The sequence below is a fragment of the Kribbella sp. NPDC051952 genome (assembly GCF_040680855.1).
GTDB lineage: Bacteria > Actinomycetota > Actinomycetes > Propionibacteriales > Kribbellaceae > Kribbella.
This window is the reverse complement of sequence record NZ_JBFAXQ010000034.1, coordinates 1-20,610: the sequence shown is the minus strand read 5'-3', so window position 1 is coordinate 20,610 and position 20,610 is coordinate 1. Positions and strand designations below refer to the sequence as shown.

Here is a 20,610-nt window from a genome sequence, read left to right as displayed (position 1 = left end):
TGCACTGGGTTTATAGGAAGGGCGGGGGCAGACGCCTTCCTCGTGCAGTTGGTCTTACGCGGTGCGGACCAGTTCTGGGCGGGCGATTACTGTGCGGGGGGCTGGGGTGAGGGTTAGGAGGTCCAGGCCGGCTACGCCGTAGCGGAGGAGGACCAGGCGGGCTACCTCGGCGCTGACGCCGAGCGGGCCGGACACTGCTACCGCACCGGCGCGGCGGGCGGTGGACTCGGCTCGGTCGGGGAGTACGCCGGGAGCCAGGAAGAGCGAGCCGACGGCTACGTGACGCCGGCCCTCCAGGCGCCACTGCAGTACGGCCTCGGCCGGCGACGGGGTTGCCGCGCAGGTGAACGCTGCCGTGACCGGGAGCTTGTGGCGCTGGCCCCAGAGGCGGGCGAGTCGGGTCACGCTCGCGTTCGCCTGCGAGTCGCTCGAGCCGGCGCACGCCAGTACGAGCGCGTCCAGCTCCCGCACCCGGCCGCCCTTGAGCTCGGCCCGCATCCGCCGGTCCAGCACGTCGAGCAGCGAATCGTCGTACCCGAGCACGTCAGAGGCGATGATCCGCAGCGACGGGAACCGGCTGCTCGCCTCGTCCACCACCGCCGGGACGTCGACCCGCGCGTGGAACGCGGACGACAGTAGCAGCGGCAGTACGACGACTTCCTCCACACCTTCGGCGGCGAGCTTGCCGATCACCTGGTACGGCGTGGGCGGGCAGTGATCGAGGAAGGAAGCTTCGATCCGCAGGTCGTCACGCAGGTCGCGCAGGCACTTGACGAGGGCGTGGACGGTGGCGGCCGAACGCGGATCGCGGCTGCCGTGGGCGAGGATCACGAGCGCTGGAGCAGTCACAGCAGTTCCCCTTCTTCGTCGTCGATCATGCCGGCCGCGAGCGTCCACCCGTCGTGGGCGTCGATCAGCAGGAACGATCCGGTGATGGCGTTGCTGGAGTACGGGTCGGCGGCCAGCGGTGCGGCGACCTTGAGCTGCACCTTGCCGATGTCGTTGAGGTCGAGCCCGGTGGCGTCGATGACTCCGAGCGTGTCCAGATCCAAGGCCCCGGTGATCTTGGTGACGATCGCCTGGGCGGTGGTCGTGGTGTGCTTGATCAGCAGCCGGTGGCCCACGGTCAGTGGACGGTCCGACAGCCAGCACACGGTGGCGGCGAGTTCCCGGCGGGTGCCGGGAGAGTCCTCCGCGGCGACGATCACCGAGCCGCGGGCGACGTCGATGTCGTCGGTGAGCCGGACGGTGACCGCCTCGCCGGCGACCGCGGACGGCCGTTCGGCGACCGCGGTCGAGGTGGCCGTGACGACCGGGCGGTCGATCCCGGCGATCGACGTACGGCGTCCGGCCGGCAGCACGATCACCGGGTCACCGACCGAAACGGTGCCGGAGGCAACGGTTCCGGTGTAGCCGCGGTAGTCGCGGTACTCGTCCTCGGTCTGCGGCCGGATCACGTACTGCACCGGGAACCGCAGCGGCTGGCGGGAGATGTCGATCCGCCCGGAGGCGTTCTCGAGCAGCTCGAGCAGCGTGGGACCGTCGTACCAGCCGGTCGCGGCGGAGCGCTCCACCACGTTGTCCCCGACGAGTGCGGAGACCGGGATGGCCTGGAGGTCCGCGATGCCGAGCTGGTCGGCGAGCCCGCTGACGTCCTTGGCGATCTTGGTGAACACGGCCTCGTCGTACCCGACCAGGTCGATCTTGTTCACCGCGAGTACGACGTGAGGCACCCGGAGCAGGCCGGCCACGGCCAGGTGTCGCCGGGTCTGCTCCAGTACGCCGTGACGGGCATCGACCAGGATGATCACCACGTCGGCCGTGGAGGCACCGGTCACGGTGTTCCGGGTGTACTGCACGTGCCCGGGGCAGTCGGCCAGGATGAACGAGCGCTTGTCGGTCGCGAAGTACCGGTAGGCGACGTCGATGGTGATGCCCTGTTCGCGTTCGGCCCGGAGACCGTCGGTGAGCAGTGCGAAGTCGAAGTCACCACCACGAGCCTCGGATACCGTCTTCACGTGCGCGATCTGGTCGGCCAGGATCGCCTTGCAGTCGTGCAGGAGCCGTCCGACCAGCGTGGACTTCCCGTCGTCGACTGATCCGGCGGTTGCCAGCCGCAACAGGGTGCTCATCAGAAGTACCCCTCTCGCTTGCGGTCTTCCATGGCTGCTTCGCTGACCCGGTCGTCGGCGCGGGTGGCGCCGCGCTCGGTCAGCTCACTGGCCGCGACCTCGACGACGACCTCGGCCGGGGTCGAGGCGGTCGAGGCGACCGCGCCGGTGCAGGACATGTCGCCGACCGTGCGGTAGCGAACCACCCGGCGCTCCACGACCTCACCCGAGCGCGGCTGCGAGTAGGGGCCGACGGCAAGCAACATGCCGTCGCGCTCGAACACGTCCCGCTCGTGCGCGTAGTAGATGCTCGGCAGCTCGATGCCCTCGCGCTCGATGTAGTTCCACACGTCGAGCTCGGTCCAGTTCGACAGCGGGAACACCCGCACGTGCTCGCCCGGCCGGTGCTTGCCGTTGTACAGCGACCACAACTCCGGCCGCTGGTTGCGCGGATCCCACTGACCGAACTCGTCCCGCAGGCTGAAGATCCGCTCCTTCGCCCGGGCCCGCTCCTCGTCCCGCCGGCCACCACCGAACACCGCGTCGAACCGGTGCCCGTTGATTGCATCGAGCAACGGAATGGTCTGCAGCGGGTTCCGGGTGCCGTCCGACCGCTCGCGCAGCCGGCCGTCGGCGATGTAGTCCTCGACGCTGGCGACCTCGAGCCGCAGCCCGAGTGTGTTCACGGTCGCGTCGCGGTAGTCCAGTACTTCCTGGAAGTTGTGCCCGGTGTCCACGTGCAGCAGCGCGAACGGCACCCCGGCCGGCGCGAACGCCTTCCGGGCCAGGTGCAGCATGACGATCGAGTCCTTGCCGCCGGAGAACAGGATCACCGGCCGCTCGAACTCCGCCGCCACCTCGCGGAACACGAAGATGGACTCACTCTCGAGCGCATCAAGTTCGGTGACAGTCGGCGTCTCCACAGTCGCCGTCATGTGTGCAACCCGCATTCGACCTTGCCCTGGCCGGCCCAACGGCCGCTGCGCGGGTCCTCACCTGGGGCAACGCGCTGGGTGCACGGCTCACAGCCGATCGACGGATACCCGTCGTACTGGAGCAGGTTGACCAGTACGCCGTTGTCCGAGATGTAGGTGTCCAGGTCGTCCTGGGTCCACGGTGCGATCGGGTTGAGCTTGACCATGTCCCGCTTGGCGTCGTACTCGATCACCGGGGTGTTCGCGCGGGTCGGCGCCTCCTCGCGGCGGATGCCGGTGACCCAGGCCTTGTAGCCGGACAGGTACCGGTTCAGTGGCTCGACCTTGCGGAGCGCGCAGCACTTGTCGGGCTCGCGCTCGTACAGCTTCTCGCCGTACTCCGCGTTCTGCTCCTCGACCGTCTGCTTCGGCAGGGCGTTGACCAGGTGGATCGGCAGCGTCGCCGCGACCGCGTCCCGGGTGCCGATCGTCTCGGCGAAGTGGTAGCCCGTGTCGAGGAACAGGACGTCGACACCGGGGGCCGCCTCGGCCGCGAGGTGGGGGAGTGCCCCGTCTGCCATCGAGGCGGTCACCACCAGTTCGTCACCGAAGGTCTCCCGCGCCCACGCCAGCAGTTCCTGCGGCGAGGCGTCGGCTAGTCGTTCGTTGGCCTCCTCGGCCAGCGTCTTCAGATCTGCGTTCATCGGATACTCACTTCACATTCACCCGCAGTCCGATCATCTTCAGCTGGAACACCCGTGCACACGGCCGGCACTCCCACGCGCCATGGCCTTCCTCGGAAGGACGAAGGTCCTCATCTCCGCAGTAGGGGCAGTAAAGAGGTGCCGCACGCTCACTCATTGCAAAGCCTCCTCATCAGCACGGGTGACCCACTGGGCGAAGCGCTCGCCCTCGTTGCGCTCCTTCAGGTAGTTCTGGGTGACACGCTCCACGTAGTCGGTCAGGCCGTCCGCGGTGACCTTGTGGCCGCGCAGCTTCCGGCCGAAGCCGGCGTCCAGCCCGAGCCCACCACCGAGGTGAACCTGGTAGCCGGGAACCTGCTTGCCATCGGCATCCATCACCAGCTGGCCCTTCAGGCCGATGTCGGCGACCTGGATCCGGGCGCACGAGTTCGGGCAGCCGTTCACGTTCACGGTGATCGGTACGTCGAGCTCCGGGATCCGCTCCTCCAGCTCGTCGATCAGCTGGGCCGCCTTCGCCTTGGTCTCGACGATCGCGAGCTTGCAGAACTCGATCCCGGTGCAGGCCATCGTGTTCCGCCGCCAGGCCGACGGCCGGGCCTGGAACCCGAGCGCGTTCAGGTCGGCGATCAGCGGTTCGACCTCCGCCTCCTCGACATCCAGCACGAGGAGCTTCTGCTGCGCGGTGGTCCGGATCCGGTCCGACCCGTGCTTCGCGACGGCGTCCGCGACCTGCGCGAGCTTGGCACCCGACACCCGTCCGACGACCGGCGCGATGCCGACGAAGTACTTGCCGTCCTTCTGCTTGTGCACGCCGATGTGATCACCCTGTACGGCGGGAACCTCCGGCGCAGGCCCGTCGATCAGCTTCCGCTTGAGGTACTTCGATTCGAGAACTTCGCGGAACTTCTCCACACCCCAGTCCGCGACCAGGAACTTCAGCCGGGCCCGCGTCCGCAACCGCCGGTAGCCGTAGTCGCGGAAGATGCTGGTGACACCCCACCACGCCTCGGCCACCTCCTCGATCGGGATCCAGGTGCCGAGCCGCACCGCGAGCATCGGGTTGGTGGACAGACCGCCGCCGACCCAGAGGTCGAAGCCCGGTCCGTGCTCGGGGTGCTCGACGCCGACGAACGCGATGTCGTTGACCTCGGGTACGACGTCGTGCGACGGGTGACCGGTCAGCGCGGTCTTGAACTTCCGGGGCAGGTTGGAGAACTCGGTCGAGCCGATGTACTTCTCGACGATCTCGTCGATGGCCGGCGTCGGGTCGATGATCTCGTCAGCGGCGATCCCGGCGACCGGACTGGCGATGACGACGCGTGGTACGTCGCCACAGGCCTCCGTCGTGTAGAGACCGACGGACTCGAGCTTGTGCCAGATCGCCGGTACGTCCTCGATCCGGATCCAGTGCAGCTGGATGTTCTGCCGGTCGGTGATGTCGGCGGTGTCGCGCGCGTACGTGGTCGAGATCTCCGCGATCACGCGCAGCTGCTCGGTGCTGAGCTGGCCGCCCTCGATCCGGACCCGGAGCATGAAGTACTTGTCGTCCAGCTCCTCCGGCTCCAGCGTCGCGGTCTTGCCGCCGTCGATCCCGGGCTTGCGCTGGGTGTACAGCCCCCACCAGCGGAAGCGGCCGCGCAGGTCGGCCGGGTCGATCGAGTCGAAGCCGCGGTGCGCGTAGACGTTCTCGATCCGGGCCCGCACGTTCAGGCCGTCGTCGTTCTTCTTGTTCTCCTCGTTCTTGTTGAGCGGCTCGCGGTAGCCGAGCGCCCACTGGCCTTCGCCCTTTCCCTTACGCGGGCGGGCGGGCTTGCGGGAGGCAGGAGCAGAGGTGACGCCAGTCATCCGGAGGGGTGTCCTAGTCCTCGTGACAGGTGCGTCCGCTGGCGGCAGGATCGAAGCGTCGTCGGTTCGATGCGTTCCGCGCGGTGCGCACCCAGCGGTGATCGGGGGTGATCAGGGGCCGTCGTCGGGCCCGGCGGGGTCGCTGTCAGAACATCGAAGGACAACAGATGGCGCTGCGCATCCGCCCGAGGTCGACATGAATCCGACCTACGAGGTGAGTGGAGCGGGCAGCGAGCATGCTCACAAGCGTCAGTCCCAGAGCCGTACATTGCAACTGTCAATCCTGCATCTTGAGACCAGATCTCACGATGTGGCTATCTCTACCAGTCGGGTGTGGATTGCCGCGAGCGTGAAATCTGATTCACAAGAGCTCTTGTGCAAGAGCTCTTGTGGAATCTAGGGTGACCGCATGAGCCCCCGGAACAGGCGCCCGGCCGACCCGTCGGTGATCGCCGCGATCCACCATCCGCTGCGCCGCCGACTGATCGACCTGATCGGCGTGGACGGGCCCGCCACCGCCTCACAACTGGCCGAGCGGACCGGCGAACTGGTCGGCAACATCAGCCACCACCTGAAGGTGCTGGCGACCGCCGGAGTGATCGAGGAGGCGCCGGAGCTGGCCAAGAACCGCCGCGAGCGCTGGTGGCGCAGCACCCGGTCGTCGTACTCCTGGTCGGTCGCCGACGCGGGTGGTGAACCGGCCGCCGAGCTGATCGCAACCGTGGCCGAGGAGAGGAATCTCACTCACCACGCGGACAAGGTCCGGCAGTGGTTCGAGCGGCGCAGCGAGTACGGCGACGAGTGGGTCCGGGCCGCGTTCGCCACCGAGAGCTGGCTGACCCTGACGCCGGAGCGGCTGACCGAGTTGTCCACCCGGATCACGGATCTGATCCAGGAGTACTACGAGAGTCCCTCGGACGAGCCGTCCGCCGTGCCGGTGTACGTGTTCTCGCACGGTGTTCCGGCCAGGCCATGAGCACCGCTGCCCCCGAGACGGGCACCCTCCCACCGCTGCGCCGGGATCGGCGAGTGCATGCCTGGATCCTGTCCGGCGCGGTGTCGGAGGCCGGTGACGTCGCCTGGTACATCGGCCTGGCCTGGAGTGCGGCGCAGGTCGCCTCACCGGCTGCCGCCGGTCTGGTGATGGGTATCGGTGCACTGCCGCGGGCGTTGTTCCTGCTGTTCGGCGGTGCGCTGGCCGACCGCCTCGATGCCCGCCGCACGATGATCGCGGCCAACCTCGGGCGGATCGCCGTACTCGTCGCTGCCGCGGTCGTCGTGGCTTCCGCCGGCGTCTCGTTGCCGCTGCTGCTGACGGTGGCGGTTCTCTTCGGCGCTGTGGATGCGCTCTACAACCCGGCGTCGGGCACGCTGCCGCGACGGATGGTGCGCTCCGACGACCTCGTTCCGCTGGCGGCGGGACGACAGCTGGCCAACCGGCTGGCCGTGTTCGTGGGTGCGCCGCTTGGCGGTCTGCTCGTGGCACACGGCGGACTGATGACTGTGATGGTCGTGGATGCGGTCTCGTTCGGGGTGATCGCGCTTGCGCTGGCGTTCGTGGTCCGGCCCCGGTTTCCGCGGCCCGCGCCCAGCGGACACTCGATCCGCCGCGACCTGTCCGAGGGTTTCAAGTACCTGCGTCGCGACCAGGTCGCCCGGACGCTGGTGATCGCGTTCTTCGGACTGAACCTCTGCGTCGGGCCGGTGCTGGCCGTGGGCCTGGTCCAGCGCACTCAGCTGGATGGGTGGGGATCGGCGTCGCTCGGTCTGTTCCAGGCCTGCTCCGGGATTTGCGCCGCGGCGGGCGCGCTGATCGCGATGCGCTGGAAGCCGCAACGGCCCGCGCGGGCCGGTCTGCTCGCGCTCATTCCCCAGGCGGCCGGCTGCGTGATGATCGGGTTCGTGCCGCGGCCGTTGGTGCTCGTTGCGATGGGGATGATCGGGTTCACCGCCGGCCTCGCGTCGGCGTACCTGTCCGGCGCGTTCCAGCAGACCATCGAGCCGGCGTACCTGGGCCGTACCTCGAGCATCGTCAGCCTCTCCGACGACGGCCTGATGCCGTTGGCGATGACGGGTTTCGGTGCGCTGATCTCGCTGGCCGATGTGGCGGTCTCCTGTGCCCTGCTCGGGACCGCGTTCGCCGGGCTGATGGTGTGGTCGGCCTCGCGCCTGCGCAGCTGAACTCTGTACTCCGGGGGATCGCGTGCGCTACCTTCCGTCCAAGCAATAGGAAAGTTTCCTAACGATTGGTGGGAGGCGGCAATCGTGAGGTCCTTGCGTCGGGTCGGATCGATGGTGGTGGCGGCGGGTCTGGTGGTGGGACCGATGAGCAGCAGCGTCCCGGTAGCAGCTGCCGCGGCCGATGGTGTGGTCCGGGTGAACCAGTTGGGGTACGGCGCTTTCGACGGCAAAGCGGCGTACGTGATGACGCGGGCGGCCGCGGCGGGGGCTCGCTATCAAGTGGTCGACGGGCACGGGCGCCGGGTGCTGACCGGGCGGGTCGGCGGTGACGCGGGGGAGTGGAATGCGACGTACCAGCACGTCTATCAGCTGGATCTGTCCGCGCTGAAGGTGCCGGGGAACTACCGGCTCGAGGTGCCTGGGGTCGCGTCCGCGTCGAGCTTCGTCGTGCGGGCCAACGGTGCCGCGCTGGCGACCGGTGCGAAGGACAAGGCGGTCACGTTCTTCACCGAGCAGCGGGACGGGAAGAACGTCGTACCCGGGTCGCTCGGGCGCAAGCCGGCGCACCTCACGGACCGGGCGGCGTACGTGTACGAGACGCCGACGTTCGTCGATCCGGACAGCGATCAGACCGTTGGTGAGCTCCGCCGGATCGGTGGTCCGGTGGATGTCGAGGGCGGCTGGTACGACGCCGGCGACTACCTGAAGTTCACCCATATCGCGGCGTACTCGGAATCGTTGCTGTGGGCATCGGCCCGGGATGCGCGGACGCCGGATCGCAAGGTGCTGGACGAAGCTCGGCACGGGTTGAACTGGCTGGACAAGATGTGGGACTCGCGCACGAAGACGCTGTACATCCAGGTCGGCGCCGGTGCGGGGAACGTCGAGGAGACGTTCGTCGGTGACCACGATGTGTGGCGGTTGCCCGAGGTCGACGATCACCTGACCGATCCGTCCGAACGCTTCCTGCGCAACCGCCCGGTCTTCCGGGCCGCGGCGCCGGGCAAGCCGATCAGTCCGAACCTGGCCGGTCGTACGGCGGCAGCGTTCGCATTGGCCGCGCAGGTCGAGACGAACAGGGCGCAGGCGCGTCGTCACCTGGAGACGGCCGCGCAGATCTACGCACAGGCGCAGACCAAGAACGTCGGTCAGCTCGTCACTTCGTTGCCCTTCGCCTTCTATCCGGAGTCGGCGTGGCGGGATGACCTCGAGCTCGGCGCGACAGAACTTGCTCTCGCGGCGCGGCGGCTGGGTGATCCGCGGGCGGGTGCTTGGCTGAAGCAGGCCGGCTATTGGGCCACGCAGTACATCGAGCACGAAGCGGGCGGCGACACACTCAACCTGTACGACGTGAGCGCACTGGCTCACGCGGATCTGATCAAGGCCGCGCGGTCGGACCGGCCGCTGGTTCGCCAGTTGGTGGGCGATCTGAAGGCGCAGCTCGAGATCGGGCTGGAGCGTGCGTCGGCGGACCCGTTCCGGGCCGGAGCGCAGTACGACAACTTCGACGCCGTACCGCATGCGTTCGGGCTCGCGGCGACCGCGCAGCTGTATCGCAAGGTGACGGGAGACCGTCGGTACGACGACTTCGGCGAACAGCAGCTGGCCTGGAATTTCGGCGCGAATGCCTGGGGAGTGTCGTTCATGGTCGGCGTCGGGACGAACGCCGAGCGGTGCCCGCATCACCAGATCGCGAACATCACCGGTAAGCAACTGGTCGGTGCGGTCGTGAACGGGCCGAACTCGGAGGAGCTGTTCGAGGAAGGTTTGGGTGATCACCTGGACGGGATGACGCCGTGTCCTGCGGATGGTGTCGATCGGTACGCCGAGTTCACCGGACACGGGTCGCGGTACGTCGACGACGTACGGTCCTGGCAGGCTTCCGAACCGGCCGACGACTTCGCCGCGATCGCGGTCTATGCGTTGACGCGCTGACATTTAGACTCACCCGGTGGCTATCGGTCCTGCGGCGGCGATCGTGGCCGACGTCTACTCGGGTGCGCGGACTGCGGTCGAGGTGGTTGAAGCGGCGCTGGACGCTGCTCGCCGCCTCGACCCGGTCCTGCACTTTCTGGAGGAGTTCGATCCTGGTGGTGCCCGCGCGGCCGCTGAGCGGGTGGATCCGGGTGGTGCGCTTGCCGGCGTTCCGTTCTTGATCAAGGGGCAGACGCCTGTTCACGCGCCGATCGTGACTCGGTTGGTGGCCGCGGGCGCCGTACCGATTGGTCGCTCGACGCGGGCCAGACCCGGGGCGGTGTCGCAGACCTTCGGCTGGACCGGGTCCGACTACACGCGCAATCCGTGGGACCTGACGCGCTCGTCCGGCGGCTCGACGGCGGGTGGTGCGGCGGCTGTCGCGGCCGGGGTCGTGCCGCTGGCGACCGGGGGAGACTCGGGCGGATCGCTCCGGATTCCCGCGGCGTTCTGCGGAGTGGTTGGTTTGAAGGGGACTTACGGACGGGTCCCGCGGCCGGGCGGTCGTCCGCTCGGCGGACTCACCACGATCGGGCTGATCGGTGCGGACCTCGATGACGTGATCCTGGCGACGAGCATCGCCAGCGGTCCGCATCGCCTGGACCCAGCCGCTCTGCCGCATTGGCCGGTGCCGGTCGAGTCCGAGCGGCCGTGGCGCGTTGCGTATCACTCGACGCTGGGGGCTTGTCCCGCCAATCCCGCGGTCGATCAGGTCGTGCGTGACCGGCTCAGCGCGGCCGACGTGACGGTGGTCGACGTACCGCTCGAGCTTCTACCGACCGAGGAGGCGTGGTTGGTGTTGTCAGGGCTGGATGCCGGTCGAGGCGCGGAGGCGGCGGCTTCGAACCGGGCTCGCGAGATCCGTGACCACAACAACACCGCGCTTGCCGACCTGTTCGCCGAGGTGGACGCGCTCGTCACCCCGACCACGCTGGATGTTGCCCACGGCTACGACCAGCACGAGCCGAACATCGTCACCGGCGATCCGTGCTGGTACTTCAACGTGACCGGTCATCCCGCGGTGAGTGTGCCGGTCGGGCTGCTGGACGGCCTGCCGGTGGGCGCGCAGATCGTCGCGCCGCACTGGGCGGACGATGCCGCGGTGGCGGTGGCTCGGCGGGTTCAGGCCGGGCTGCCTCGGCCGCCGGTCAGCGTGGGTGCTCGGCGCGCCAGCCTTTGATCATGAGGTCCATGTCTTCGTGGATGAAGGCGAAGAAGTCCGCTGCTTCGGTGAGGCGCCGGCCGACGGTGGTGTCGGGGCCGAAGAGTTCGGCGCCGGAGCGGCTGGTGGACTCCCATTCGCCGAGCATTTGGTTGCGGCGCTCCAGGATCGCGGCGAAGACGTCGTCACGGATCCGGTAGTGGTCCTTGCGCGAGCCGGGCAGTCGCTCGCGCGAGATGAAGGACACCTGCAGCAGCTGGCGGACCGCTCCGGAGACGGCCGGCTGGCTGATCTTCAGGGACTCGGCCAGCTCGGCGGCGGTCATCGTGCCGGTCGGGCTGACCAGCATCGCGCCCATCACCCGGGCCGACATGGTCGGTACGCCGCTGTTCGCGAGCACGCCCGCGAACCGTTCGACGAACTGGCTGGTCTCCTGCGGGCTGGGTTGCGGCGCCATGGTTGAAGCTTACAGTAATTTTATATATCGCAACTATCACAAACTTTTGATAACTTGAATCCATGACCACGACCTCCCATGCCGACGGGCCGACGCTGACCGGCGCCCGCCGCTTCGGCGTACTCATCGCGCTCTGCCTCGCCGTGCTCGTGCTCGGCCTGGACACGACGGTGCTCAACGTCGCGCTGCCGACGCTGGCCTCCGATCTGGATGCCTCCACCAGCCAGCTGCAGTGGATGGCGAACAGCTACAACCTGGTCCTCGCGGCGCTCCTGCTGCCGGCCGGCCTGCTCGGCGACCGGTACGGCCGGCGCAAGATCATCGCGATCGCGCTGACCCTGTTCGGCGCCGCGTCGCTCGCCTGTGCGCTGGCCGACTCGGCCGAGACCCTGATCGCGGCCCGCGCCTTCCTCGGGATCGGCGCCGCGATGATCGTCCCGGTGGCGCTCTCGCTGATCACGGTGCTGTTCCGCACCGAGGAGGACCGGAAGAAGGCGATCGGGTTCTTCGTCGTTGCCAACAGCATCGGTATGCCGCTCGGCCCGATCGTCGGCGGCCTGCTGCTCGACCACGCCGGTTGGCAGTGGATCTTCTTCATGAACGTTCCGATCGCCCTGATCGCGGCCCTTGCGGTCACGCTGCTGATCCCCGAAACCAGGAGCTCCAGGCGGCCCGCCATCGACTGGCTCGGCATCATCTTGTCCAGCGCCGGTCTGGCCGCCTTGGTGTACGGCGTGACGAAGGCCGGCGAGACCTCGTGGGGCGATGGTGAGACCGTGCTGTTCCTCGGGCTGGCCGTCGTACTGATCGCCGGCTTCCTGGTGTGGCAGCGGCGCAACACGCAGCCGTTGATCGAGCTGCGGTTGTTCGCCGAGAGGACCTTCACCGGCGGGGCGGTCCTGCTCACGGTCTCGGTGTTCGCGATCTTCGGGTTGCTGTTCACAATGCCGCAGTACTTCCAAGGCATCAACGGATCCGACGCGCTGCACACCGGTCTGAAGTTGCTGCCGTTCATCGGCGGGATGACGCTCGGCGCGAAGCTGGCCGAGCCGGTGGAGGCGAAGGCAGGGACGCGGCTGGTCGTGATGATCGGGTTCGTGGTGATGGCGGTCGGGTTCGCGCTCGGGGCCTTCACGGATCTCGACACCGGGTACGGGTACACGGCGATCTGGTTCGTGGTGGTCGGATTCGGGCTGGGCTGCTCGATGCCGCAGGCAATGAACGCGGCGCTCGGGGTGCTCGACCCGGAGCGGGCCGGGACCGGATCCGGTCTGCTGCAGGCGTTCCGCCAGGTCGGCGGCACGGTCGGCGTCGCGGTGCTGGGGACGGTGCTCAATTCGGTCTACCGCAACAACGTGGACACGACCGGGCTGCCCGGTCAGGCGGCAGACGCGGTCGAGAAGGGTGTCGGCGGCGGGCTCGCGGTCGCTGCGAAGACCGGGTCGGGTGAATTGCTGAACGACGTACGCGATGCGTTCCTGACAAGCCTCAACACCACCATGTGGGTGTCAGCGGGCATCGCGGTCGTCGGCGCCGTACTGGCCGCGCTGCTGATGCCGCGGCGCGCGAAGAAGGCGTCGCCGGAGGTTCTGATGGGAGTCCAGCAGGACGCGTGAACACGACAGCGCCCGCTCCCGGAGGGGGGAGCGGGCGCTGTCGTTCGGGTCAGCTGAGCTCGAGGCCCGGGTACAGCGGGTGCTTGTCGAGCAACTCGGCCGAGGCGGCGCGGGTCTTGTCCGCGACACCGTCGGCGAGGACGTACTTCGCCTTCGACGGAGCACCGGCGGACGTCGTGGTCGGCGTGGTGGAGGAGATCACGTCGACGATGAGCTCGGCCACCCGGTCGAACTCGTCGGCGCCGAAGCCGCGCGTGGTCAGCGCCGGCGTACCGATCCGGACGCCCGAGGTGTACCAGGCGCCGTTCGGGTCGCGCGGTACAGCGTTCCGGTTCGTCACGATGCCCGCGTCGAGCAGAGCGGACTCGGCCTGCCGGCCGGTGATCCCGTACGACGAGACGTCGAGCAGGACCAGGTGGTTCTCGGTGCCGTCCGTCACGAGCTTCACGCCGCGCTTCATCAGACCCTCGGCCAGCACGACCGCGTTGTCCGCGACCGCCTGCGCGTACTCCTGGAACGACGGCTGCCGGGCCTCGGCCAGTGCGACCGCCTTCGCGGCCATCGTCTGGCTGAGCGGGCCACCCAGGACCATCGGGCACCCGCGGTCGACGGAATCGGCGTACTCGGGCTGGCAGAGCACCATGCCGCCGCGCGGGCCGCGGAGCGACTTGTGCGTGGTGGTCGTGGTGACGTGCGCGTGCGGGACCGGGTCGAAGTCGCCGCTGAACACCTTGCCCGCGACCAGGCCGGCGAAGTGGGCCATGTCGACCATCAGCGTCGCGCCGACCTCGTCGGCGATCTCGCGCATCTTGGCGAAGTTCACCTTCCGCGGGTACGCCGAGTAGCCCGCGATCAGGATGAGTGGCTTGAACTCGCGCGCCTTCCGGGCGACCTCGTCGTAGTCGAGCAGCCCGGTCTCCGGGTCGGTGCCGTACGAGTGCTGGTTGAACATCTTGCCGGAGATGTTCGGCCGGAAGCCGTGGGTCAGGTGACCGCCGGCATCGAGCGACATGCCGAGCATCTTCTGGTCGCCGAGCGCCTTGCGGAGCTTGGTCCAGTCCTCGTCGGACAGGTCGTTGACGTGCTTGGCGCCCGCCTCGGCCAGCGCCGGGGACTCGATCCGCTGGGCCAGGATCGCCCAGAAGGCGACCAGGTTCGCGTCGATGCCGGAGTGCGGCTGGACGTAGGCGTGCGGCGCGTCGAAGAGTGCCCGCGCGTGATCCGCAGCGGTCTGCTCGACGGTGTCGACGTTCTGGCAGCCGGCGTAGAAGCGGTGGCCGATGGTGCCCTCGGCGTACTTGTCCGAGAGCCAGTTGCCCATCGTGAGCAGGGTGGCGGGGGAGGCGTAGTTCTCGCTCGCGATCAGCTTCAGCGAGGACCGCTGGTCGGCCAGTTCGGCCTTGATCGCGCCGGCGATGGTGGGCTCCACCGCGCCGATCACCTCGAGCGCGTTGCGGTACGCGGCCGACGCGGCGGCTGCGTCGAAGGTCTGAGTCATCGTTGTCTCTCCTGCGGTTGCAGTGGGTCGAAGGCACCCAGGCGCACGGTGCCGACGGATTTCGCTCCCCGGTGGTTCTCCACCTCAGCGCGCCAGTCGCGACGCCTCACCCTATCGTGCGGTCGAGGATCGTCTGGAACGGTGTGGTCCGCGGGAGGGTGCCGAAGACACCGCCCCAATCCCCGGCCAACCGGGACGCCACGAACGCGTCGGCCACCTCCGGTGTCGAGTGCCGCACGAGCAGCGATGCCTGCACGCACAAGCCCATCCGGGCCGCCAGCCGACGGGCTCCCGCTTCGGCCCCTTCGACGTCTGCAAGCGCTTGCAGTACGTCGTTCACCGCGGTGTCGAGCCGATCGTCGGCACCACGCGCCGCGCCAACCTCGAGCAGCCAGGCCTCCAACGACTCCGGTCGCCGGAGCGCCCGGAGAACGTCCAATGCGTTGACGTTCCCCGAGCCTTCCCAGATGGAGTTCAACGGCGACTCCCGGAAGAGCAGCGGCATCCCGGACTCCTCCACGAAACCGTTCCCACCCAGACACTCGAGCGCCTCGGCAGCCATGAACGGAGTCCGCTTACAGACCCAGAACTTCGCCAACGGAAGCCCGATGCGGCGGAAGGCCGCGGCCTCGGGGAGCGGGCTGTCGACGGCTGCGGCGAGGCGCATGGCGAGGGCCGTGGCCGCCTCGCTCTCCAGGGCGAGGTCCGCGAGCACGTTCTGCATGGCCGGCTTGTCGGCCAGTAATCCACCGAACGCGGAGCGGTGGCGGGTGTGCCAAAGCGCCTCGACCAACGCACGACGTTGAAGCGCCGCGGACCCCAGCACGCAGTCCAATCGCGTCGCGGCAACCATCTCGATGATCGTGCGGACGCCGGCGCCCTCGTCACCCAATCGGTAGCCGATGGTCCCGTGGAACTCGACCTCACTCGAGGCGTTGGAACGATTCCCGAGCTTGTCCTTCAACCGCTGCAGTGCGAACGCGTTCCGGTTGCCGTCAGCAAGCACCCGCGGCACGACGAAGCAACTCAGTCCGTCCGGCGCCTGCGCCAGTACGAGGAAGACGTCGACCTGCGGCGCCGAGCAGAACCATTTGTGACCGTTGAGCTGGTATTCACCGTCGCCACCGGTGGGCGTGGCCGTGGTCAGGTTCGCCCGGACATCCGACCCGCCCTGCTTCTCGGTCATCCCCATCCCGGCGAGGACCCCGGTCTTCTCCGCGGCAGGCAGGCGTCGTACGTCGTACTCCTTGGACGCGAGTTGCGGGATCCACTCCTTGGCCAACCGCTCATCCGCCCTGAGCGCGGGTACGGCGGCGTACGTCATCGAGATCGGGCACGCGTGGCCCGGCTCGACCTGCGACCAGACGTAGAAGCCGGCCGCCCGGGTCAGGTGCGGCGACGGCTGGTCGCTCGTCCACGGCGCCGCCTGCAGCCCGAACCCGACCGCCCGCTCCATCAGCCAGTGCCACGACGGGTGGAACTCGACCTCGTCGATCCGGTTCCCGTAGCGGTCGTGGGTGCGCAGGACCGGCGGATTCTGGTTCGCCGGGAGGGCCTGGGACAGCGCCTCCGCCGACCCCGCGACCGCTCCGATCCGGTGCAGACCGGGGTCGTCGGCGAGGTCGGCGTACGGGCGCAGAGCGTCACCGAGCGCCCTGTCCTGGGTGAAGAAGTTCACGCCCCGCAGTGGGGGAGCCTGATTCGTTACCGCGAAAGGGTCCGCCATGTCAGTACGGTAAGCGGTATGGCACGCTCAGGGGCAGGACCCGTTGGTGGGAGCTCCCTCTCATTGGCATGGGTCCGCAAAGTCCCCGCGACCACCTGGAAGCTCCTCACCCAGACGGTCGGGGTGTGTCTGCGCTACCGCGTCACCGGTCTGGCCGCCGAGGGAGCGTTCTTCGCGATCCTCTCGCTGCCGCCGCTGATCTTCGGGCTGGCCGGAAGTCTCGGTTACATCGCGAGCAAGTACTTCGAAGTCGAGACCATCGACGACATCAAGCTGCAGATCGCGCAGCTGGCCGCCCGCGCGCTGACCGACGACTCGGTCCAGAGCGTGATCGTGCCGACGCTGAACCAGGTCCTGAACGGCGGGCGCCCGGACGTCATCTCGATCGGTTTCGTCCTCGCCCTCTGGTCCGGCAGCCGCGCGCTCAACGTGTTCGTCGACACCATCACGATCATGTACGGGATGGGCGGCAAGCGCGGCATCGTCCGGACCCGCGCCCTGTCGTTCAGCTTGTACTGCGCGGCCCTCGTCATCGGCGTGATCGTCCTGCCACTGGTGCTGGCCGGCCCGGACGCGGTCGAGGCGCTGCTGCCGCACCGGCTGGACTTCCTGAACCAGCTCTACTGGCCCGTCGTGACGATCCTGTCCGCGGGCTTCTTGAACACGCTGTACCACCTGTCGGTCCCGATCCGGACGCCGTGGGTCTCGGACCTGCCGGGGTCGTTCCTCGCGCTGTCGATCTGGATCCTGGGCAGCTTCGTGCTCCGCTGGGTCCTGCAGAGCACAGTCGGCGGTACGTCGATCTACGGGCCGCTGGCCGCGCCTATCGCCGTACTGATGTGGCTGTACATGACGGCGATCGCCGTACTGATCGGGGCAGCGCTGAATGCTGTCGTCGACCGGCTGTGGCCGCACAAGGCGCGGGTGATCGAGAAGGCGGCCGCGGAGGCGGACGCGGAGGTCGAGCCGGTGATGAAGGCCGAGCACGACCCGCACCACGACTCGGTGAGCCCGTTGGTGCAGGAGCGGCCAGAGGTCGGGGTCGCGGAGAAGATCGAGAAGATGGGCGAGCCGGCTGAGAAGCCGTCCGTTGAGCCTGCCGCGGAGCCGGCTGTGGAGCCTGCTGCGAAGGCTCCGGCTGTTGAGGCTGCTCCCAAGGCTCCGGCCGAGGACCCGCCGGAGCGTAAGCCGGCGCCGGTCGGAAAATCCGGTGCGCAAAGCGACGGCGACGACCTACGCTGACGGCATCGCGACAAGCGGTCCTCGATCAGGACCGCAGGACCGGAAGGGAGGCACCGCCATGAGCCATCAACGGGCCCGACGGGCCGTTGTCTCCCACGTTGTCCGTCCGCTGAGCTGATCTCGCGGCCGGACCCTCCGAAAGGTTCGCCGCATGTCAGTCACACTCCAAGCCCTGGGACTCGATGGTTCCACGGCCGAATTCCTGCAGTCCGTCCCGGAGGACCTCGTCCCGGGCCGCGTCGCCCGGGTCGACAAGGGCCTGGCGACGGTACTCACCGAGGACGGACCGGTCCGCGCGACCTGGTCCGGCGCGCTGCTCGCCGCGATCGCGAGTGATGCCCAGGCCGGCCCATGTACAGGGGATTGGGCCGTACTGCGGTTCTGGCCGGACGACCGGATCACGCTCGAGTCGGTCGCACCACGCCGTACGTCGATCGTCCGCGCGGAGGTCGGCGGTTCGTCGCGAGGCCAGGTGCTCGCGGCCAACGTGGACGTGATCGCGATCGTGGTCGGTCTGCATCCGGAGCCGAACATCAGCCGGATCGAACGGTTCCTCGCGCTGGCGTGGGAGAGCGGTGCCCGGCCGGTCGTCGTACTGACCAAGGCCGACCTGGTAGGGGACGCGGACGCTATTGCTGAGGACGTGGCCAATGCTGCGCCGGGTGCCGACGTACTTGTGTGCAGTGCGACCACTGGTGACGGCATTGAGGCAGTGCGGTCGTTGCTGGACGGCAACGCGACCTTGGCGCTGCTGGGGTCGAGTGGTGCGGGTAAGTCGTCGTTGGTGAATGCACTGGCCGGTGTTGAGCTTCTGGACGTGCAGGACATCCGTGACGACGGCAAGGGCCGCCATACGTCGGTCCGGCGCGAGCTGATCCCGCTACCTGATGGTGGCGTCGTCATCGACACGCCTGGGCTGCGGGGGATCGGTCTGCAGGAGTCAGGGGAGGGGCTGGCGGCAGCGTTCCCGGATATCACTTCGCTGGCCGAGCAGTGCAAGTTCAAGGACTGCGCGCACGTCACCGAGCCGGACTGTGCGGTGCAGGCTGCTCTGGAGGACGGGTCGCTGCCTTACCGGCGCTATGACAGCTGGGTGAAGCTTCAGCGGGAGGCGGCGTACATGGCTCGCCGCGCGGACGTGCGGCTGCGCACCGAGGCCAAGAAGGACTGGGTTCGTGCAAGCAAGTCCTACCGCCGGGACATCAAGCCACGGCAGTAGCTTCGGCGGGGATGCAAGGATTGGCGGCATGGATCGTGCAGTCCTGATCACAGGTGCGTCTCGAGGAATCGGCGCGGCCGCGGCTCGGGCGTTTGCCGCAGCCGGCGACCGGGTTGCGGTGCATTACAGCTCGTCGAAGGATGCCGCTGCCCGGGTGCTCGACGAGCTACCCGGCGACGGTCATGTGCTGGTGCACGCGGATCTGGCCGATCCTGACGCGATCCAGACGATGGTCTCGGATGCTGCGAGCACGCTCGGGAGTATCGACGTACTGGTCAACAACGCCGGCGTCTACCACCCGCACCGCATCCGGGAGACGACGTACGCCGAATGGCAGCAGGCGTGGGCGGACACTCTCGCGGTCAACCTGGTGGGACCCTCCAACGTCACCTGGTGTGCGGTCCGGCACATGGGTCGCGGCGGCCGGATCGTCAACGTCTCCTCGCGCGGCGCCTTCCGCGGCGAACCGAACCAGCCCGCGTACGGCGCTTCCAAGGCCGCGATCGTGTCCTTCACGCAATCCCTGGCCCGCGCCCTCGGTCCGGAGGGGATTGCCGTCACCGCGATCGCGCCGGGCTGGACGGTGACCGATATGGCGGCTGTGAATCTGGTCGGCGAGGGCTACGACCGTCGCCGTCTGGAGAGTCCGCTGGAACGCGTCGCCGATCCGTCCGAGGTCGCCGCCGCCATCCTGTACCTCGCGTCGCCCGAGGCCGAGTTCGCCACCGGCACTGTCCTGGATTTCAACGGTGGTTCGTACCTGCGGATGTAAATCGTTCGCCGCGCTTCGGTTGGCTGGTTAAGGTCCACTTCGTGCATCGCATCATCACTCCGCCGGCCGCCGCTTAGCGGACGGCTTCCCCGCCCAGGTCACTGACCTGGGCTTCTTCGGGCTGTTCGCAGACGCCCCAATCTCTCGTTGCGAACACCCTGGAGTGTCTGATGCACCACCCTGTCGCGCGCTCAACCGCGCGCGGTCTCCTGTACGTCGTCATTGCCGGCCTGGCCTGGGGGACCGGCGGCCCTACCGGCGCGCTGCTCTTCCAGTACACCGGCCTCGACTCAACCGCGGTCTCGTTCTGGCGCCTCGCCGCAGCTGCTCTCTGGCTAGCACTCGCCCGCCGCATCCTGCGCCGAGGCCGGCTCCGCCACGGCTTCGCACCGCGCTACCTCTTCAGCGGCCTGGGACTAGCGCTCTGCCAACTTGGCTACTTCGCCGCCATCCCACGAGTAGGCGTAGCGGTCGCCACCGTCATCGCCCTGGGCGCCGGCCCGCTCTTCATCGCCCTCGGCGCCCGCGAACGAGTCACCAGCACCCTGGCGCTCGCGGTCATAGGCCTGGCCTTACTGGTCTCCGGCGGCCAGTCAGGCTCCGCCGAAGTCGCAGGCATCGCCTTCGCCCTCCTCTCCGCAGCCGGCTACGCCCTGACCACACTCCTCAACCGCACCGAAGCGGACCCCATCACCGGCGCGTTCCTAGGCTTCGCCTACGGAGCCGCAATCCTCTTGCCCCTAACGCTCACCGGCACCATCCTCCCGACCCACATCGGCTGGCCGCTGATCGCGTACTTCGGCCTGGTCCCCACAGCCCTCGCCTACACCCTGTTCTACGCGGGCCTGACCACCCTCAGAGCCTCCACCGCCGCAGTAGTAGCCCTGATAGAACCAGCCGTAGCCGCCACCCTCGGCGTACTCCTCTTCCACGAACACCTGACCCCACGAAGCCTCGCCGGCATCGCCGTACTCCTAGCCGCCGTGCTACTCCAGGCGCTCCGCGAGTAGAGCCCACCCGCCGAGCCATGGGCCTAACGCGTCCGTGGAACGACGAAGGCGGTGTGTGCTTTGCGCACACACCGCCTTGTCTTGCGTGGACGATACTGGGATCGAACCAGTGACCTCTTCCGTGTCAGGGAAGCGCGCTACCGCTGCGCCAATCGTCCAAAACCAACACATTCAGGCTC

At 68.4% G+C, this 20,610-nt stretch carries 17 protein-coding genes, 1 tRNA gene and 1 riboswitch; of the genes, 9 read left to right on the top strand and 9 right to left on the bottom strand.

Going from position 1 to position 20,610, the window contains the following annotated elements:
- Positions 1 to 54: 54 nt before the first annotated feature.
- From AB0L70_RS37200 to AB0L70_RS37180, 5 genes are all read right to left on the bottom strand, one after another.
- A complete protein-coding gene (locus AB0L70_RS37200; RefSeq protein WP_363691557.1) occupies positions 55 to 849 on the bottom strand; it encodes a sirohydrochlorin chelatase in 795 nt (264 codons plus the stop codon).
- Positions 846 to 2,132 (bottom strand): GTP-binding protein, encoded by a 1,287-nt coding sequence (locus AB0L70_RS37195; RefSeq protein ID WP_363691556.1) that lies wholly within the window; start codon positions 2,130 to 2,132, stop codon positions 846 to 848. The genes AB0L70_RS37200 and AB0L70_RS37195 overlap by 4 nt, the downstream gene beginning before the upstream one ends.
- Entirely contained in the window at positions 2,132 to 3,046 is a 915-nt protein-coding gene (gene cysD, locus AB0L70_RS37190) for a sulfate adenylyltransferase subunit CysD (RefSeq protein WP_363691555.1), read from the bottom strand. The genes AB0L70_RS37195 and cysD overlap by 1 nt, the downstream gene beginning before the upstream one ends.
- Positions 3,043 to 3,729 carry a phosphoadenylyl-sulfate reductase gene (locus AB0L70_RS37185; protein ID WP_363691554.1) on the bottom strand — a complete coding sequence of 229 codons (687 nt, stop codon included), beginning with the start codon at positions 3,727 to 3,729 and terminating at the stop codon, positions 3,043 to 3,045. Before AB0L70_RS37185 ends, cysD begins: the two co-directional genes overlap by 4 nt.
- A 153-nt stretch (positions 3,730 to 3,882) precedes the next feature.
- Positions 3,883 to 5,574 (bottom strand): nitrite/sulfite reductase, encoded by a 1,692-nt coding sequence (locus AB0L70_RS37180; protein ID WP_363691553.1) that lies wholly within the window; start codon positions 5,572 to 5,574, stop codon positions 3,883 to 3,885.
- A gap of 409 nt (positions 5,575 to 5,983) precedes the next feature.
- Here AB0L70_RS37180 and AB0L70_RS37175 point away from each other — a divergent pair, with 409 nt between their 5' ends.
- The 4 genes from AB0L70_RS37175 to AB0L70_RS37160 all read left to right on the top strand — a co-directional run bounded on the left by AB0L70_RS37175 (position 5,984) and on the right by AB0L70_RS37160 (position 10,909).
- Positions 5,984 to 6,550: a helix-turn-helix domain-containing protein gene (locus AB0L70_RS37175; RefSeq protein ID WP_363691552.1), complete on the top strand. Its 567-nt coding sequence runs from the start codon at positions 5,984 to 5,986 to the stop codon at positions 6,548 to 6,550.
- On the top strand, positions 6,547 to 7,755 hold the full coding sequence (locus AB0L70_RS37170) for an MFS transporter (protein WP_363691551.1): 1,209 nt from the start codon (positions 6,547 to 6,549) through the stop codon (positions 7,753 to 7,755). Before AB0L70_RS37175 ends, AB0L70_RS37170 begins: the two co-directional genes overlap by 4 nt.
- Before the next feature lie 144 nt (positions 7,756 to 7,899).
- Positions 7,900 to 9,690: a glycoside hydrolase family 9 protein gene (locus AB0L70_RS37165; protein ID WP_363691550.1), complete on the top strand. Its 1,791-nt coding sequence runs from the start codon at positions 7,900 to 7,902 to the stop codon at positions 9,688 to 9,690.
- 16 nt (positions 9,691 to 9,706) lie between these two features.
- Positions 9,707 to 10,909 carry an amidase gene (locus AB0L70_RS37160; RefSeq protein ID WP_363691549.1) on the top strand — a complete coding sequence of 401 codons (1,203 nt, stop codon included), beginning with the start codon at positions 9,707 to 9,709 and terminating at the stop codon, positions 10,907 to 10,909.
- On the opposite strand, the gene AB0L70_RS37155 is transcribed toward AB0L70_RS37160, so the two are convergent.
- A complete protein-coding gene (locus AB0L70_RS37155; protein ID WP_363691548.1) occupies positions 10,878 to 11,348 on the bottom strand; it encodes a MarR family transcriptional regulator in 471 nt (156 codons plus the stop codon). The genes AB0L70_RS37160 and AB0L70_RS37155 overlap by 32 nt on opposite strands.
- Positions 11,349 to 11,410: 62 nt before the next feature.
- Here AB0L70_RS37155 and AB0L70_RS37150 point away from each other — a divergent pair, with 62 nt between their 5' ends.
- Positions 11,411 to 12,964, top strand: a complete 1,554-nt coding sequence (locus AB0L70_RS37150) for a DHA2 family efflux MFS transporter permease subunit (RefSeq protein ID WP_363691547.1) — start codon at positions 11,411 to 11,413, stop codon at positions 12,962 to 12,964.
- 49 nt (positions 12,965 to 13,013) lie between these two features.
- Here AB0L70_RS37150 and AB0L70_RS37145 read toward each other — a convergent pair whose 3' ends face one another.
- Complete coding sequence (locus AB0L70_RS37145; RefSeq protein ID WP_363691545.1) at positions 13,014 to 14,462, bottom strand: glycine hydroxymethyltransferase; 1,449 nt, start codon at positions 14,460 to 14,462, stop codon at positions 13,014 to 13,016.
- Between the two features lie 28 nt (positions 14,463 to 14,490).
- A riboswitch (ZMP/ZTP riboswitch) is annotated at positions 14,491 to 14,572 on the bottom strand.
- Positions 14,569 to 16,188 carry an acyl-CoA dehydrogenase family protein gene (locus tag AB0L70_RS37140; RefSeq protein ID WP_363691544.1) on the bottom strand — a complete coding sequence of 540 codons (1,620 nt, stop codon included), beginning with the start codon at positions 16,186 to 16,188 and terminating at the stop codon, positions 14,569 to 14,571. Its footprint overlaps the riboswitch before it by 4 nt.
- An 18-nt stretch (positions 16,189 to 16,206) precedes the next feature.
- Between AB0L70_RS37140 and AB0L70_RS37135 the strand changes: the two genes are divergently transcribed.
- The 4 genes from AB0L70_RS37135 (at position 16,207) to AB0L70_RS37120 (ending at position 20,431) form a co-directional block, all read left to right on the top strand.
- Entirely contained in the window at positions 16,207 to 17,430 is a 1,224-nt protein-coding gene (locus tag AB0L70_RS37135; RefSeq protein ID WP_363691543.1) for a YihY/virulence factor BrkB family protein, read from the top strand.
- 151 nt (positions 17,431 to 17,581) lie between these two features.
- The gene (rsgA, locus tag AB0L70_RS37130) at positions 17,582 to 18,649 is read left to right on the top strand and encodes a ribosome small subunit-dependent GTPase A (protein ID WP_363691542.1); all 1,068 of its coding nucleotides are present in this window, start codon (positions 17,582 to 17,584) and stop codon (positions 18,647 to 18,649) included.
- A gap of 28 nt (positions 18,650 to 18,677) precedes the next feature.
- A complete protein-coding gene (locus AB0L70_RS37125) occupies positions 18,678 to 19,421 on the top strand; it encodes an SDR family oxidoreductase (RefSeq protein ID WP_363691541.1) in 744 nt (247 codons plus the stop codon).
- Between the two features lie 170 nt (positions 19,422 to 19,591).
- Positions 19,592 to 20,431: an EamA family transporter gene (locus AB0L70_RS37120; protein ID WP_363691540.1), complete on the top strand. Its 840-nt coding sequence runs from the start codon at positions 19,592 to 19,594 to the stop codon at positions 20,429 to 20,431.
- Between the two features lie 86 nt (positions 20,432 to 20,517).
- Here AB0L70_RS37120 and AB0L70_RS37115 read toward each other — a convergent pair.
- Positions 20,518 to 20,589 (bottom strand) — tRNA-Val (locus AB0L70_RS37115).
- Positions 20,590 to 20,610 lie beyond the last annotated feature (21 nt).